13 protein-coding genes are annotated in these 16,102 nt (G+C 72.6%); 3 read left to right on the top strand and 10 right to left on the bottom strand.

The window, feature by feature from the left end:
* The first annotated feature begins 21 nt into the window (after positions 1–21).
* On the top strand, positions 22–1,983 hold the full coding sequence (locus ACFVQ3_RS01180; protein WP_387634049.1) for a helicase HerA-like domain-containing protein: 1,962 nt from the start codon (positions 22–24) through the stop codon (positions 1,981–1,983).
* 69 nt (positions 1,984–2,052) lie between these two features.
* Here ACFVQ3_RS01180 and ACFVQ3_RS01175 read toward each other — a convergent pair whose 3' ends face one another.
* The 3 genes from ACFVQ3_RS01175 to ACFVQ3_RS01165 form a co-directional block, all read right to left on the bottom strand.
* Positions 2,053–2,961, bottom strand: coding sequence for a hypothetical protein (locus ACFVQ3_RS01175; RefSeq protein ID WP_387634047.1), 909 nt, complete (start codon positions 2,959–2,961; stop codon positions 2,053–2,055).
* A gap of 135 nt (positions 2,962–3,096) precedes the next feature.
* Positions 3,097–6,051 carry a leucine--tRNA ligase gene (gene leuS / locus ACFVQ3_RS01170; protein WP_387634045.1) on the bottom strand — a complete coding sequence of 985 codons (2,955 nt, stop codon included), beginning with the start codon at positions 6,049–6,051 and terminating at the stop codon, positions 3,097–3,099.
* A gap of 164 nt (positions 6,052–6,215) precedes the next feature.
* Complete coding sequence (locus ACFVQ3_RS01165) at positions 6,216–6,920, bottom strand: vitamin K epoxide reductase family protein (RefSeq protein WP_387634043.1); 705 nt, start codon at positions 6,918–6,920, stop codon at positions 6,216–6,218.
* Positions 6,921–7,106: 186 nt separating this feature from the next.
* On the opposite strand from ACFVQ3_RS01165, the gene ACFVQ3_RS01160 reads away from it, so the two are divergent.
* Positions 7,107–7,340, top strand: coding sequence for a PLDc N-terminal domain-containing protein (locus ACFVQ3_RS01160; protein WP_387634041.1), 234 nt, complete (start codon positions 7,107–7,109; stop codon positions 7,338–7,340).
* A gap of 97 nt (positions 7,341–7,437) precedes the next feature.
* Here ACFVQ3_RS01160 and ACFVQ3_RS01155 read toward each other — a convergent pair whose 3' ends face one another.
* The 7 genes from ACFVQ3_RS01155 to ACFVQ3_RS01125 all read right to left on the bottom strand — a co-directional run bounded on the left by ACFVQ3_RS01155 (position 7,438) and on the right by ACFVQ3_RS01125 (position 15,242).
* On the bottom strand, positions 7,438–8,760 hold the full coding sequence (locus ACFVQ3_RS01155; RefSeq protein WP_387634039.1) for an MFS transporter: 1,323 nt from the start codon (positions 8,758–8,760) through the stop codon (positions 7,438–7,440).
* A gap of 102 nt (positions 8,761–8,862) precedes the next feature.
* The gene (locus tag ACFVQ3_RS01150) at positions 8,863–9,567 is read right to left on the bottom strand and encodes a metal-dependent transcriptional regulator (protein WP_387634037.1); all 705 of its coding nucleotides are present in this window, start codon (positions 9,565–9,567) and stop codon (positions 8,863–8,865) included.
* Positions 9,568–9,677: 110 nt separating this feature from the next.
* Positions 9,678–10,577, bottom strand: coding sequence for a metal ABC transporter permease (locus ACFVQ3_RS01145; protein ID WP_387634035.1), 900 nt, complete (start codon positions 10,575–10,577; stop codon positions 9,678–9,680).
* Positions 10,574–11,479: a metal ABC transporter ATP-binding protein gene (locus ACFVQ3_RS01140; protein WP_387634033.1), complete on the bottom strand. Its 906-nt coding sequence runs from the start codon at positions 11,477–11,479 to the stop codon at positions 10,574–10,576. The genes ACFVQ3_RS01145 and ACFVQ3_RS01140 overlap by 4 nt, the downstream gene beginning before the upstream one ends.
* Positions 11,480–11,565: 86 nt before the next feature.
* The gene (locus ACFVQ3_RS01135; protein ID WP_387634031.1) at positions 11,566–12,507 is read right to left on the bottom strand and encodes a metal ABC transporter substrate-binding protein; all 942 of its coding nucleotides are present in this window, start codon (positions 12,505–12,507) and stop codon (positions 11,566–11,568) included.
* Between the two features lie 143 nt (positions 12,508–12,650).
* A complete protein-coding gene (locus tag ACFVQ3_RS01130; RefSeq protein ID WP_387634029.1) occupies positions 12,651–13,367 on the bottom strand; it encodes a YceI family protein in 717 nt (238 codons plus the stop codon).
* 300 nt (positions 13,368–13,667) lie between these two features.
* Complete coding sequence (locus ACFVQ3_RS01125) at positions 13,668–15,242, bottom strand: MFS transporter (protein ID WP_387634027.1); 1,575 nt, start codon at positions 15,240–15,242, stop codon at positions 13,668–13,670.
* Positions 15,243–15,346: 104 nt separating this feature from the next.
* On the opposite strand from ACFVQ3_RS01125, the gene ACFVQ3_RS01120 reads away from it, so the two are divergent.
* Positions 15,347–15,916, top strand: a complete 570-nt coding sequence (locus ACFVQ3_RS01120; RefSeq protein ID WP_387634025.1) for a TetR/AcrR family transcriptional regulator — start codon at positions 15,347–15,349, stop codon at positions 15,914–15,916.
* Positions 15,917–16,102: the final 186 nt, after the last annotated feature.

The raw sequence follows: 16,102 nt of genomic DNA, 5'->3' as shown, positions 1-16,102 counted from the left end.
CGCCGCCCTAGTATCCGAGACATGCCCGACGACGCAGCCCCCTCCCCCGCAGAGCTCGCCGCCCTGAAGGCAGCCGCCGCGCAGGCGGCCGCCGAGGCGGCCGAGGCCAAGGCCGCCGCAGCACAGGCCGCGCTCGAGGCCGCCGAGGCCGCAGCGGCCGGGAGCGCCGACATCCCCTCCGGTACCGGCTCCCCCTCCGGACCCGGCACCGAGGCGCCTGGCCCGCCCGCCGACGCGGCGCCGTCGGGCACTCCCGACCCGACCACCCCGGCACCGGCGGCCGCACCACACGCGCAGGCTCCGCCGTCGGGCCCCCTGGACGTTTACGCCGCCGAGGTCGCCGCGGGCTACGCCTACAAGGGTGCGACGCTCGCGCTGGGTGCGCTGCTCGAAGCCCCCGAGGCTCCCGGCGACCCCGTACCGCGCGCCGACGTCCAGGTCGGGTTCTCGCTCGCGATGCTCAACCGGCACGGGCTCGTCGCCGGGGCCACCGGGACGGGCAAGACCAAGACGCTGCAGGGCATGGCCGAAGGGCTGTCCGACGCCGGGGTGCCGACGTTCGTCGCGGACATCAAGGGCGACCTGTCGGGGCTCGCCGTGCCCGGCGCGAGCGGGGAGAAGATCCTCGAGCGCACCGCGAGCATCGGGCAGGACTGGGAGCCGACCACCTACCCGGTCGAGTTCTACTCGCTCGGCGGGCTCGGCAAGGGCATCCCGATCCGGACGACCGTGAGCGACTTCGGGCCGCTCCTGCTGTCCAAGGTGCTCGGCCTCAACGACACCCAGGAGTCCAGCCTGGGGCTGATCTTCCACTGGGCCGACACGCAGGGCCTCGCGCTGCTCGACCTCAAGGACCTGCAGTCGACCATCGCCTACCTCACCTCGGACGACGGCAAGGCCGAGCTCAAGGGCATCGGCGGGCTGTCCGCGGCGACGGCCGGCGTGATCCTGCGCGAGATCGTGACGCTCCAGGCGCAGGGAGCCGACGTGTTCTTCGGCGAGCCCGCGTTCGACACGACCGAGCTGCTGCGCGTCGCGGCCGACGGGCGCGGCACGATCTCGGCGCTCGAGCTGCCCGCCGTCCAGGACCGGCCCGCGCTCTTCTCGACGTTCCTCATGTGGCTCCTCGCCGACCTGTACCAGGACCTGCCCGAGGTCGGCGACCTCGACAAGCCCCGCCTCGTCTTCTTCTTCGACGAGGCGCACCTGCTGTTCACGGGCGCTACCAAGGAGTTCGTGGCGCAGGTCGTGCAGACCGTGCGACTCATCCGCTCCAAGGGCGTGGGCGTGTTCTTCGTGACGCAGAGCCCCAAGGACGTGCCCGCCGACGTCCTGGCCCAGCTCGGCAACAGGGTCCAGCACGCGCTGCGCGCCTTCACGCCCGACGACGCCGCGGCCCTCCGCGCCGCCGTGCGGACGTTCCCGCGGTCCCCCTACGACCTCGAGCAGCTGCTGCAGTCGCTCGGGACGGGCGAGGCGGTGGTCACGGTGCTGACCGAGAAGGGCGCCCCGACGCCGGTCGCGTGGACCCGGGTGCGTGCGCCGCAGTCGTCGATGGAACCCGCACCCGAGCCCGTCGTCGACGGGATCGTCGCGGGATCGCCGCTCGCCGCGCGGTACGCCGTGGCGGTCGACAACGAGTCGGCCTACGAGCTCCTGACGGCGCGCATCGCCGCGCAGCACGCCGCGGCCGAGCAGGCCGAGACCGCCGAGAGGCTCGCGAAGGAGCAGGAGGCCGCGCAGAAGGAGGCGGACCGCGCGGCGAAGAAGCAGGCCGACGAGCTCGAGAGGATGCGGGCCAAGCTCGAACGGGATGCTGCCCGCTCGGGGGGCGGTTCGGGGGGCGGTTCGGGGTCGGGCTCGCGGACCGGCACGGCCCGGAGGTCGACCGCGTCCTCGGGCCTCGACAAGCTCCTGGGCTCGATGGCGACGCAGCTCGGCCGGGAGATCACGCGGACGGTGTTCGGCACGCGCCGTCGCTGACCGGGGAGCTCTCGCTGAGTGCATGATTCGGCTGCGACTCGCCCGGCGTGTCGCAGCCGAATCATGCACTCAGCGCGCCAGGGCCGCCCGCACTCGTCGGATCAGCCGCTCGGGATGTCGGATCACATCGTCAGCGGTGACCGTGATGATCAGCCAACCTGCTTCTTCGAGGCGCTGTCGGCGCTCGACGTCCCGTCGCCATGTGCCGGGATCGGTCCTGTGGACGTCTCCGTCGTACTCGATCGCGATCCGGAGCGCAGGGTAGGACATGTCGGGCATCGCGAGGAAGGCCCCCGACGAGTCGATCGCCGGCACGTTGACCTGCGGGCAGGGCAGTCCCGCGCCCACGAGGATCATGCGGGTCCGGGACTCCATCGAGGAATCTGTGCCCGTGACGACATGTTCGATCGCGGCACGTGCCCTCACGATCCCTCGCATCTTGTGCGTCGCGGCCAGCAGCTCGCGCATCCGCTCGGTGGTCGTCGCAGCGTTCTTCCGGCGAGTCATGGAGTCTCCCAGCACCACGAGCTCGGTCACGCTGAGCCCGTGAGAGAGGTGGAGCCAGGTCTGCGCGGGGGTCGTGACCGGGAGCCCGTGCCACGTACAGACCTCGAGCGCCGGCTGGATGCACGTGTGGGCGACGATGTCCCCGCGCTGCGGCCGCACGTCCCGACGAGGAACCACGACGTGCAGGCGCTCCGGCAGCTCGTCGGTTCCGGCGGAGTCGCGGTCCAACCGCCAGGGCACCTCTATCCCGAGCAGCCGGAGCGCTGTGACGTGGCTGAACGCGGCGGACGACGGCAAGATCTCCAGAGCGGCACGGCACCGGGCGGCGACGCCGTCGACGCTGCCGGTCGGCACGCGTACCCCTCGGGTCGGCGCCTCCCACCAGGGCCGGCCCAGGTCGTGGCGCGTCAGACCGTGGCTCTCCGCGTCCCGCGAGCGGAGCACGATCGATGGCAGGTCAAGGTTCGTCATGGGGCAACGATGCGCCGGTCGGCGGTCGCCTGGCGGTGAACCGACGAATCTGTGGACAACGCACCCGTGAGTGCGTGATTCGGCTGCGACTCGCCGGGCGTGTCGCAGCCGAATCATGCACTCAGCGGCACAGCGTCAGGCAGGGACCACGTTCACGAGCTTCGGGGCGCGGACGATGACCGTGCGGATGCCCCGCCCGTCGAGCGTGCGCTGCACGTTCGCGTCGGCCAGCGCCAGCTCACGCAGCTCGTCCTCGCCGATCGACGGCGGGACCTCGAGGCGGCTGCGCACCTTGCCCTGGACCTGCACGACGCACGTCACGGTGTCCTCGACCAGGTACTCGTCGAGCGCGACCGGGAAAGGCTCGTGGGCCAGCGACTGCGGGTGGCCGAGGCGGGACCACAGCTCCTCCGCGATGTGCGGGGCGATGGGCGCCACCATGAGGATCAGCGGCTCGATCGCCTCGCGCGGCACCCGGTCCAGGCCCGTGAGGTGGTTGTTGAGCGCGATGAGCTTGGCGATCGCCGTGTTGGAGCGCATGTGCTCCATCTCGACGCGCACGTCCGCGATCGTCCGGTGGACCAGGCGCAGGGTCGCGACCTCGGCGGGCTCGTCCGAGACCGTCGTCCTGCCCGTCTCCTCGCTGACGACGTTGCGCCACAGCCGCTGCAGGAAGCGCTGCGAGCCGACGACGGCGCGAGTGTCCCAGGGGCGCGACAGGTCGAGCGGTCCCATGGACATCTCGTACACGCGGAACGTGTCGGCGCCGTAGGTCTCGTACATGTCGTCGGGCGTCACGACGTTCTTGAGCGACTTGCCCATCTTCCCGTACTCACGGTTGACGGGCTCGCCGTTCCACAGGTACCGGACCTCGTCGCCGCCGCCTTCTTCGACGACCTCCTCGGCCGGCACGTACGCGCCGCGCGAGTCGGTGAAGGCGTAGGCCTGCACGTAGCCCTGGTTGAAGAGCTTGTGGAACGGCTCGGTGCTGGTCACGTGCCCGAGGTCCAGGAGCACCTTGTGCCAGAAGCGCGCGTAGAGCAGGTGCAGCACGGCGTGCTCGACACCGCCCACGTACAGGTCGACGCCGCCCGCGGGGCCGGCCGTGGCGTTGTGCCCGGGGCCGGTCCAGTACGTCTCGAGCTCCGGGGCCGCCATGTGCTCGGTGTCCGCGGGGTCGAGGTAGCGCAGGTAGTACCAGCAGGACCCGGCCCAGTTGGGCATGGTGTTGGTGTCGCGGCGGTAGGTCTTGGGGCCGTCGCCCAGGTCGAGCGTGACGTTGACCCAGTCCTCGTTGCGACCGAGCGGGGGCTCGGGCGAGGAGTCGGCGTCGTCGGGCTCGTAGGTGCGCGGCGAGTAGTCGGGGACCTCGGGCAGGTTGACGGGCAGCAGCTCGTCGGGCAGCGCGATGGGCTGGTCGTTCTCGTCGTAGACGATGGGGAACGGCTCGCCCCAGTAACGCTGGCGGCTGAAGAGCCAGTCGCGCAGACGGTACGTCACGGTGCCCGTGCCGATGTCCTTGGCCTCGAGCCACTCGATCATGGCGCGCTTGGCGTCGGCCACGTTCAGGCCGTCGAGCGAGATCTCGTCGTTGGAGGAGTTGACGATCTCGCCGTCGCCGGTCCAGGCGCCCTCGTGGTCGGCGGGGACCGCGATGGTGTGGACCACGGGCAGCTCGAAGGCCTCGGCGAAAGCGTGGTCGCGCTCGTCGCCGCCGGGGACGGCCATGATGGCGCCCGTGCCGTAGCCCATGAGCACGTAGTCCGCGGTGAACACGGGGATGAGCGTGCCGTTGACGGGGTTCACGGCGAGGTGGCCCGTGAAGACCCCGGTCTTCTTGCCCGCGTCGGCCTGGCGCTCGACCGCGGTCTTGGCCGCGGCCTCCTTGCGGTACGCCGCGACGGCGTCGATCGGGGTCGCGTGTCCACCGGTCCAGACGCCGTGCGTGCCGTCGGGCCACTCGGCGGGGACCTCGTCGAGCAGGGGGTGCTCGGGCGAGACGACCAGGAACGTCGCACCGAACAGCGTGTCGGGGCGCGTCGTGAAGACCTCGACGTCCTGGCTGCCTGCGGCACCCAGGCCGTCGATCGCGAAGCGCACGTTCGCGCCCTCGCTGCGGCCGATCCAGTTGCGCTGCATCGACTTGACCTTCTCGGGCCAGTCGATGAGGTCGAGGTCGTCGGCGAGGCGGTCGGCGTACGCCGTGATGCGCATGTTCCACTGGCGCAGGCTGCGCTGGAAGACGGGGAAGTTGCCGCGCTCGGAGCGGCCGTCCGAGGTGACCTCCTCGTTGGCGAGCACGGTGCCCAGGCCCGGCGCCCAGTTCACGGGCGACTCGGACACGTAGGCCAGGCGCTGCGGGTCGATCACGGCGCGCTGCGCGACGCGGTCGAGGTCGGACCAGCGGGTGCCCTCGGGGTGGCCGGGGACAGGCCGCGTGCCCGCGGCGTACTCGGCCACGAGCTCGGTGATGGGGCGGGCGCGGCCCGTGCCGCCGTCGGGACGCACGGCGTCCTCGTCGTACCAGGCCTCGAAGATCTGCAGGAAGATCCACTGCGTCCAGCGGACGTACTCGGGGTCGATCGTCGCGAACGAGCGGCGCGAGTCGTGCCCCAGGCCCAGGCGGCGCAGCTGGCGGCGCATGTTCGCGATGTTCGCCTCGGTCGACACACGCGGGTGCTGGCCCGTCTGCACCGCGAACTGCTCGGCGGGCAGGCCGAACGCGTCGTACCCGAGCGCGTGCAGCACGTTGTCGCCGCACATGCGCCGGAAGCGTCCGACGACGTCGGTCGCGATGAACCCGAGCGGGTGCCCCACGTGCAGACCCGCACCCGAGGGGTACGGGAACATGTCCATGATGAAGTAGGGCGAGCGCCCGTCGGCGTGCCTGCCCTCGCCGTCGGTGAGGTGCCCCGAGGGGTTCGCGGCCCAGAACGTGCCGCGCTCCTCCCACGCGTCCTGCCACCGGAGCTCGATGTCCTGCGCGAGGGCGGGCGTGTAGCGGTGGGAGGTCGTCTCGAGCGAGGCCGCGGGGGCGGGGCGCGCGGACTCGGCGGGGTTCTCGGGGGCGGGGTTCTCAGGCGTGCTCACCCCGCGAGTTTACCGTTCGGCGCGGCCTCGTCCGGCAGGCGGGCGCGGGCTGGACGCCCACGTCCCACCCGGCCCGACGGCGCCGCCCACCCACGCCGTCAGGGCGCCCCGTCCACCCGGGTCGGGTCCGGGCGGACGGGTGGACCGGGCGGACCGGGAGCCGGTCAGACGGTCTGCAGGTACTCGACGATCGTGGGGCCCATCTCGAGGAAGACCCAGGCCACGAGGAGGACGTAGAGCACCGCGAGGAGCGTGCCCTTGTTGTCGACGATCACGCGGCGTACCCCCTCGGAGACCTTGAGGTACCCCTCCTGGACGGCGTGCACGACCTGGAACCAGAAGATCGGCAGCATCGCGGCCCACACGACCATGCAGAACGGGCAGAGCACGACGAGCACGTACAGGCTGGTCCACACGAGGAAGACGATGAGGCCCATGGCGACGGTCGTGACGGCCAGCAGGGTGAGCCAGAACCAGCGGGGCAGGCGGGCGCCCGTGAGGACCACGACGCCGATCGTCATGACCACGGGGAAGGCGGCGACGCCGAGGAACGGGTTGGGGAACCCGAGGAGCGCCCCCTGCCACGACGCCATGGCTGGGCCGCAGTCGAGGAACGGGTTGAGGGAGCACGCCGCGACGTGGTTCGGGTCGATGAGCTTGAGGTAGCGCTCGATCGCCAACCAGGCGGCGCCGACCAGCCCGACCGTGCCGGCGACCAGGAGCACCCACCCGAACGCGCGAGGAGTCAGGTTCTTGGCGTCGGGGGCGCCGAGGCCTCCCCCCTGGTCGGGGGCGAGGAGGTCGGCGGAGTCGCCGGGCGTGCCCGGGGTGCGCCCGGTGCGGAAAGGACGGGTGGGGCTCTCGCTCACGAACCGCTCCTGAAGGGTCTGCGTGTGCGCTTCCGGCACACAGGTGGGCCCAAGGTACCGGCGATCTCTGGGGCTTGGCTGAATGCACCACGTACGCGCGGATCGTGGCCCGGTGCCGTGCGCCCCGGGTGGAGCACGCGTAGCGTCGTGGGGACAGGTCGTCGTACCGACACGGGAGGGGTGCTCATGGCACACAAGAAGTCGTGGAGCGAGTTCAGCAGCCGCAAGAAGGCGTTGATGGTGGTGGCCTCGATCGTGCAGGTCTCGCTCACGGTCGCGGGCTACCGCGACCTGGCCAGGCGGTCTGCCGACGAGGTCGAGGGTTCGAAGCTCGCGTGGGGCGTGGCGATGCTCGCGAACTGGGTGGGTCCGATCGCCTACTTCGCGAAGGGCCGCAAGGGGCTGGGCCTCAACACCTGAGGGGTCCGCCTCGGGCGGGTCGGCGCGTCGTCGAGCGGGCCAGTGCCCCTGACGTGCGGGCTCGCCCCGCCGGGCGAGGGGCGCGGGGCCGCCCAGGTCACGCCGCGCCGGCCGTCGACGGCTGTGCCTGTGCGTCCTCCAGGGCCGGGGCGTCGTCCCGGACGTGCGCGACGCGCTGACGTCCGAACAGGGCGATGATCGCGAGGCCGGCGAGCGTGAGGGCGAGGCCTGTCCACGCGAGGTCGAGGTATCCCCAGCCGGCGGCGATGACGAGGCCGCCGAGGAATGCGCCGTTGGCGTTGCCGACGTTGAGCGCCGAGTGGCACAGCGCTGCTCCGAGCGAGGGTGCGCCGGGAGAGAGGTCCATGAGCCGGGTCTGGAGCGCGAGGCCCAGGATCTGCGACGTCACGCCCAGCAGGAACAGGGACGCGACGGCCGGGACCGGGCTCTGGCCCGTGAGCGCGAACGCGACGAGGGCGAGGGCCGTCGAGCCGAAGCCGATCCACACGGTGCGCAGGACGTCCTTGTCGGCGAGCCGTCCGCCGACGATCGTCCCGAGCGTCATGCCGAGGCCGAAGATCGCGAGGACCACGGGGACGACGCCGAGCGAGAGGCCCGTGACCTCGGTCATGGTGGGTGCGACGTAGGAGTAGACGGCGAACATGCCGCCGAAGCCGATCGCGCCGCCCACGAAGCTGATCCACAGCGGGCCGTTCCTCAGCGCGGCGACCTCCTGGCTCACGCTCGACCCGGTGTCGCCCGCGCCGGCGGGGACCCAGCGCCACAGGGCTGCGAGCGTGATGCCGCCCAGGACGCCGATGAGCACGAACGCGGCGCGCCAGCCGAGCTGCTGGCCCGCGAACGTCGACAGCGGGACGCCCACGACGTTCGCGATCGTGAGGCCGGTCATCATCATGGCCACGGCGTGGCCGCGGCGCCCGGGCCCGGCGACGGCGGCGCCGACCGCGGCCCCGACCCCGAAGAACGCGCCGTGCGGCAGGCCCGCGAGGAAGCGGCCCGCGATGAGCCCCTCGATGCTGGGGGCCTCGGCCGAGAGCACGTTGCCGAGGGTGTAGGCGAGCATGAGCGCGATGAGCAGCTTCTTGCGCGAGACGCGCGCGGCGAGCACGGTCAGCAGGGGCGCGCCGACGACGACGCCCACGGCGTAGGCCGTGATGGCGTGCCCGGTGAGCGGGATGGAGGCGTCGAACGCGTCGGCGATGTCGGGCAGCAGGCCCATGGTCGCGAACTCGGTCGTGCCGATCGTGAAGCCGCCCGCGGCGAGCGCGAGCAGCGCGAGCCCGGTGGTCCGGGAGCCACGCGGCGCTCCGCCCCCTGCCCGACGACGTCGCGCGCCCGGGGTTGGCGCCTCGGCGTGGGTGTCGGTCGGGCCGGGCAGGCTGGTGCTGTCGACGGTCAAGGCGGACCTTTCGAGGGTGTTCAGGGGCGGGACACTGCGGATCGAATCGATTCGAGCCTGTCGCTGGCGCCGTCGGCAGCGTGATGCGGGAAGAACGTCAGTCTAGACCGGGGCGTGGCCCGCGGCGAGGGGCTGCGGCACGACCCACACGCGGGACGCAGCCGGGAGCCCCAGGTGCACGGGGCTCTCGTCGCTCCCCCACGTGATGGCCATGGTGCCCGCGTACTCGCGCCTCTCCTGCACGCAGACCTCGGCGTCGAGCCCCAGGCCCAGCTCGGCGAGGTACCGCAGCACGTCCGGGTCCGAGTCCGAGATCCGCGCCACGACCGCGCACGCCCCCGCGTCGAGCTCCGAGAGCCGGACCGCCGCCGGTCGCGGGACATGGCCCGATGCCGTCGGGATCGGGTCGCCGTGCGGGTCGCGCGTCGGGTGTCCGAGCAACGCGTCGATGCGGTCGAGCATGAGGTCGGACACCGCGTGCTCCAGGACCTCGGCCTCGTCGTGCACCTCGTCCCACGAGTACCCCAGCTCCGAGACCAGGTACGTCTCGAGGATGCGGTGCCGTCGCACCATCGCGACCGCGTGCGAGCGCCCCAGGTCCGTGAGCTCGATCGCGCCGTAGCGGGCGTGAACCAGCAGGCCCTGCGCGGACAGGCGGCGCACGGTCTCCGACACGGTCGAGGCCCCGACCCCGAGCCGGTCCGCGAGGAGCTTGGTGGTCACGGGCTCGTCGGACCACTCCTGCGCCGACCACACCACCTTGAGGTAGTCCTGGGCGACGGAGGTCAGGTCGAGGGGATGGTCCACGGCGCTCACTCTATTTCACGGCCCTCCGCAGGGCCGGGCGGACCGAGGCCCGGACACCCGGAGGCGCACGTCGGCACCCGGCCGCCCGCACCGTCCCCCGCCCTGGCCCCTCACCCGGCGACCAGCTCCGCGGGCTCACGCTCCGCCGTCGGGCCTGCGGCCTGCACGCGCGGGCGGCGCGCCAGGTGGACCACGTACGCGACCGCGAACACGACCCCCTGCGCGACGACGATCGTCGCGGCGCTCGCCGTGTCGAGGTAGTAGCTCGCGTAGATCCCGACGACCGCGCAGCCCACCGCGACGAGCGGCGCGACCACGAGCATGCGGGACATGCGGTCGACCAGGAGGTACGCCGTGGCCCCCGGCGTGATGACCAGGGCCACGACGAGCACGACCCCGACCGCCTGGAGCGCAACCACCACGGTGAGCGCGAGCGAGCCCAGCAGCAGGGCCGACAGGCGCCGCGGCGAGATGCCGACCGCGTGCGCGTGCACGGGGTCGAACGCGAACAGCGTCAGGTCGCGCCGCTTGAGCACGAGGACCACGGTCGTCAGCGCACCGAGCACCACGACCTGCCACAGGTCCGTGTCCGTGATGCCGAGCATGTTGCCGAACAGGATGTGCCCCAGGTCGATCTGGCTCGGCGTGACCGAGACGAGGACGATCCCGATCGCGAACAGCGTCGTGAAGACCACGCCGATCGCCGCGTCCTCCTTGAGCCTGCTCGTGTCCCGGACCGTGCCGATCAGCGCGACCGCCCCGATCCCGAACACGAGCGCGCCCACCGCGAACGGAACCCCGACGATGTAGGACAGCACGACGCCCGGCAGCACCGCGTGCGAGACCGCGTCCCCGAGCAGCGACCAGCCGATCATGATGAGCCAGCAGCTCAGGAGCGCGCACACGATGCTCGCGACGACCGCGACGAGCAGCGCGCGCTGCACGAACTCGTACTCGAGGGGCGCGGCCAGCCACGTCCCCGCGGCGGCGAGCAGGTCGAGCGGGTTCATCGGGCGGCTCCTTCGGTCGTCGCGGAGCCGTGCGGCGCCGGTGCACGGGGTGGAGTTCGGTCGGCGTCACCGACGGCATCGGCCGGCTCGGCCGGGTCCGCCGGGTCTGCCTGGTCCGCCGGGTCTGCCGTGTCCGCCGGGCCCGGCCCGCCCCGGCTCGCCGCGAGCGGGTCGATCCCGAACGTGCGGGCGAGGTTCTCGGGGCGCAGCACCACGTCGGGCGGCCCGGTCATGATCACGCGGCGCTGGAGCAGGATCGCGTCGTCGACGAGGTCGGGCAGCGACGTGAGGTCGTGCGTCGAGACGAGGACGGCGCAGCCGGCCGCCGCCAAGCCCCGCAGCACGGCGGTGATCTGCGCCTCCGAGACCTTGTCGACCCCGGCGAACGGCTCGTCGAGCAGCAGCAGCCGCGCGCCCTGGGCGATCGCGCGGGCGACGAAGACCCGCTTGCGCTGCCCGCCGGACAGCCGGCCGATCTGGCGGTGCGCGAGGTCCGCGAGCCCCACCCGCTCCAGGGCGTCGGCCACGGCCCGGCGATCCTCGGCGCGTGCCCGACGCGTCGGGCCGAGCCCTCCGTAGCGGCCCATGGTCACCACGTCGCGCACGTCGACCGGGAACGCCCAGTCGACGTCCTCGGACTGCGGCACGTACCCGACGAGCCCGTCCTTGCGCGCCGCGTCCGCGTCCCGGCCGTAGACCCGCACGTCCCCGGCCTGGGTCACGCCGTTGCCGCGCGTCATGCCCATGACGGACCGGAACAGCGTCGACTTGCCCGACCCGTTGGCCCCGATGAGCCCGGTCACCGTGCCGGGCGCGAGCGTCAGGCCCACGTCCTCGAGCGCGAGCACCTCGCGGTAGCGGACCGTGAGCCCGTGGACGTCGAGGGCGGGCGTGGGGTCCATGTGCGGCTCCGGGGCGTCGGGTCGGGGGGTTGGTCGGGCGATGGTCGTGTCGCGGGTCTCCCCCACGCGCGCTCGACGGAAGGTCGTCACGACTCGCCCCGCAGCCCCGCGCTGATGACGCGCGCGTCGTGGGTGAGCAGGTCGAGGTAGGTGGGGACCGCGCCGTCGGGCCGGGACAGCGAGTCGACGTAGAGCGTGCCCGCGTAGGTCGCGCCCGTCTCGGCCGCGACCTGCCGCTGGGCGGCGGCCGAGACGGTCGTCTCGCAGAACACGGCGCGCACGTCGTTGTCCCGGACGTAGTCGATGACGCGAGCGACCTGCTGCGGCGTGCCCTGCTGGTCGGCATTGACGGGCCACAGGAACTTCTCGTCGAGCCCGACGTCGCGTGCAAGGTAGGAGAAGGCCCCCTCGCACGTGACGAGCGCCCGGGAGGCGGCCGGGACCTGGTCGACCTCGGCCGCGAGCTCGCGGCCCACGGCCTCGATGCGCCGGGCGTAGCCGGCGGCGTTCGCGCGGTAGTCGGCAGCGTTCCCGGGGTCTGCCGCCGCGAACGCCTCGCCGATGTTGCGGGCGTAGATCGCGCCGTTGACGGGTGACATCCAGGCGTGCGGGTTGGGGCGCCCGTCGTACGCCCCGGAGCCGATCTCGATCACGTCGACGCCGTCCGAGACCGTGACGTGCGGGGCGTCGAGCCGTGCGACGAAGGGCTCGAACCACTTCTCGAGACCGAGACCGTTGTCGAGGACGAGGTCGGCGCTCGCGGCGCGGCGCAGGTCCGCGGGTGTGGGCTCGTAGCCGTGGATCTCGGCGCCGACCTTGGTCAGGGACGCGACCTCGACGTGCTCTCCCCCGACCTCGCGGGCCATGTCGGCCAGGACGGTGAAGGTGGTCAGGACCTGCAGCGGCCCGACGGCGTCGCTCGCCCCCGCGACGAGGCTCTCCCCGGGCGCGGGCTCGCCCGGGGCCGGGTCGACCGCGCAGCCCGCGGCGAGGAGCAGTGCGACGAGACCTCCGAGCAGAGGTTTCACCCCTGTGCGAAGTTGAAAGTTCGGCATACCGAACTTTAACCAGGAGCAAGGCCCCGCGTCGAGCACCGGGGACGGCCGAGCCCGCGTCCGCGCCTCGCGACGCGCGCGAGGACACCCGACCGGGCAGCGTCAGCAGGGACCGGTCAGGGTGCGGGGGTCTGCGCGGGTGCACCGCGTTCGAGCCGGAGCAGCATCTCGACGGTGCCCGTCGGGTCCAGCGTCACGAACGGCAGCTCGGGGACGTGCACGCCGTAGTCCGCGAACGTCACCGGGATGGCCCCGCTCACCTGGACCCCGTCGCCCGAGCGCCGCGCCTCGAGCGTCACGTTCACGGGTTCGGTCACGTCGCGGATCGTGAGGGTGCCCCGGGCCTTGACCGTCAGGGGCTCGTCCCGGTTCTCGATCCCCGTGAGGTCGACCGGTTCGGTGAGGATGAACACCGCGTTGGGGAACACGTCGGTCTCGAGGAGCCGCCTGAACGCGTCGTCGCGCACCACGCTGTCGCTCGCGATCGACCCCGTGTCCACCGTGATCTCGGCCCGGACGAGCTCACCGTCGGTGACCACGAGCGAGCCCCCTACCGCCTCGGTCCGACCGACGACCGTGCCCTTCTCGCCGCTGAGGACCTCGCCGACCCGGTACCCGGCCTGCGAGCCGGGACTCACGACCCAGGTGCCGTCCGGGTCGAAGGGTCCAGGGACGGGCGACTCCGACGGCGGGGCGCTCTCCCCCGGCGTCTGCAGGCCCAGCGGAGGCGGGGGGTTGCCCGCAGAGATGCGGGCCACGACGTACGGCCCGGCGAGCACGATCACCAGCGCCGCGACGACCGCGACGAGGATCCACCGGGCACCTCTGCTCATGCCCCGTATTCTGCCGTGCCGCTCGCTGCCGTCCGGACCGCGGGGGTCCGATTCACCCGGTCCGGCGAGATCGCTCACCCGACCCTCACCTCCGCCCTCGCACGGGGAGGCCTCCGCGGGCAGGACCGGGAGGGGGCTCGAGGGCACCGACCTCCTCGCGGGCCCGCACGGGAGCGGGTCCGACCGGTGAGCGGCGGACCCTGCGGCGCGGGGTCGAGCGGAGGCGATCCATCACCTCTCACCCTTCCCGATCCGCCACCCGGATGCCAGCGGGCACGCTCGCCGGCACCCGGGTGAATGTCACGCCCGCGCGGAACGCAGCGCCACGAGGGCGATCGTCGCCGCCACGAGCATGAGACCGAAACCGATCCACGACGTCGTCCCCACACCGCTGCCGAAGGCCTCGTGGGCCGAGGCGAGCAGCGCCTGGGCCTGGCCGGCCGGCAGGGTCTCGGCGACCTGCGTCGCACCACCGAGGGTCTCGGCGGCCGCGGTCGCGTCGGCGACGGGCACGCCGTCGGGGACGACGACGTTGCGGTGGTAGGAGGCCGTGAGGATGCTGCCGAGGATGGCCGTGCCCAGCACGGCGCCGACCTCGTACGCGGTCTCCGAGATCGCTGAGGCGGCCCCGGCCTTGTCGGCCGGGACGGCAGAGACGATCAGGTCGTTCGACACGGTCTCGGCCGCGCCGATCCCGATCGCGAGGACCACGAACGCGACGACGAGCACCATGAGCGTGCTCGCACCCGCGCTGAGGGCCACGATCGCGTAGCCCGCCGCGGCGAACAGCAGCGCGACGGCGACCACGTACGACGGTCGGACCTTGCGCACCACGCGGACGACCAGGAGTCCGGCGACGATCATCGCGGCCAGCCCCGGCAGCAGCGCGTAGCCGGCCTTCATGGGGCTCAGGCCGATGACGAGCTGCACGTCCTGCGACACGAAGAACAGGAAGCCCACGAGCGAGAACACCGACAGGAGGTTGATCACGACCGCGCCCGAGAACTCGCCCCGGCGGAACAGGCGGACGTCGATCATGGGGTCGGGCCGCCCGAGCTGACGACGGACGAACACCCACCCGGCGACGATCCCGAGCACGAGCGCGCCCACGGCGAGCGCGCTGGGTCCGGACTTGGCGAGGGTCTTGATGCCCAGCACGATCGGCGCCATGGTCGCCATCGAGAGCACGATCGAGACGACGTCGACCCGGCCGGGGTTCGTGTCCTTCGACTCGGGCACGAAGATCGGCGCGAGGACCAGGAGGAGGAGCAGCACGGGCACCGCGAGCAGGAAGACCGAGCCCCACCACGAGTGCTCGAGCAGGAAGCCGCCCGCGATCGGGCCGATCGCGTTGCCGGCCGCGAAGCCCGCGGCCCAGATCGCGATCGCGAGCCGGCGCTCCTCACGGTCGGTGAAGATGTTGCGCAGCAGCGACAGCGTCGGCGGCATGATCATGGCGCCGAAGAACCCGAGCCCGGCGCGCGAGGCCACGAGCGCCTCGGCGCTCGGCGCGTAGGCCGCGACGACCGAGACCGCCGCGAAGCCGACGGCTCCGACGAGCAGCAGCCTGCGCCGTCCGATGCGGTCGGCGAACGAGCCCATCGAGACGAGCAGGCCCGCGAGCACGAGCGGGTAGATGTCGATCATCCACAGCAGCTGGGTCCCCGTGGGGCGCAGCGCCTCGGAGATCTGGGGCAGCGCGAAGGTGAGCACCGTGTTGTCGATCGAGACGAGCAGCACGGGGAGCATGAGCACGGCGAGCGCGACCCACCGGCGGTTGCGGGTGAGCGGCGAACCGGAGGTCGCGGGGAGCGTCGAGGCGCCCTGGGGGCCGTTCGGGTCCCGGGGCGTCCGGTTGTCCTGGACGAGAGTCACGGGAGCAGTCCTTTCACGTACGAGGACGGCTGGGGCGGCGCTGTGGCGCCGGACTGCCAACCGTCCAGACGGTATAGTAACCGACCGGACGGTACACTTTCAAGATGCCGCCGCCCCCTGCCGCCCGCGCGAAGGTCCTCGAGGCGTTCGCCACCCTCCTCGTCACCCAGGGGGAACGCGCGGCCACCCTCGACGCGGTCGCCGCTGAGGCCGGCGTCTCCAAGGGCGGCCTGCTCTACCACTTCGGCTCGAAGGTCGCGCTGGCCGAAGGGCTCATGGAGCTCCTGCGCGAGCTGACCGCCGCGGACGTCGAGACCATGCGCTCGTGGCCCGCCGGGCCGGTCGACTACTTCATCAGGACGTCCGCCGACTCCGACAGCGCCTTCGAGCTCGTCTACGTCGCCGTCTCACGGCTCGCGCAGGGCAGCTACCCGCAGGCTCGCGCCGCGCTCGACGACGCCCACGACGCCTGGACCGGCGCGGTCCTCGAGGTCGTCGGCGACCCCGTCCTCACCCGGGCGATCATGCTCGTCGGCGACGGCCTCTACGCCCAGGCCAGCGAGCACTTCGCGAGCGGAGAGGCCCCCTCGGCCGCGAGCCAGGACCGGGCCGGTTCGATCGACGAGCTCCTCGGTCTGATCGACGAGATGATCGCGCTGCGCTCCCGGAGCTGACTCCCGCGGCCAGCGACGGCCCCGCCGCCGGGCCCACGGACCGGTGCGACGTCGTCGGGCACCGAGCCGGGCCGGGTGCGAGGACCGGACGCACCGGACGACCCCGGACGTGCGGGAGGCGTCGGCCGCCCCCAGTGGCAACCGACGCCCCTCTTCCTCCCGCACACCTCATGCGGTCTCCCCGCC

Source organism: Oerskovia sp. NPDC057915 (assembly GCF_042887685.1).
GTDB lineage: Bacteria > Actinomycetota > Actinomycetes > Actinomycetales > Cellulomonadaceae > Oerskovia.
This window is presented reverse-complemented; position numbering and strand designations above follow the sequence as displayed.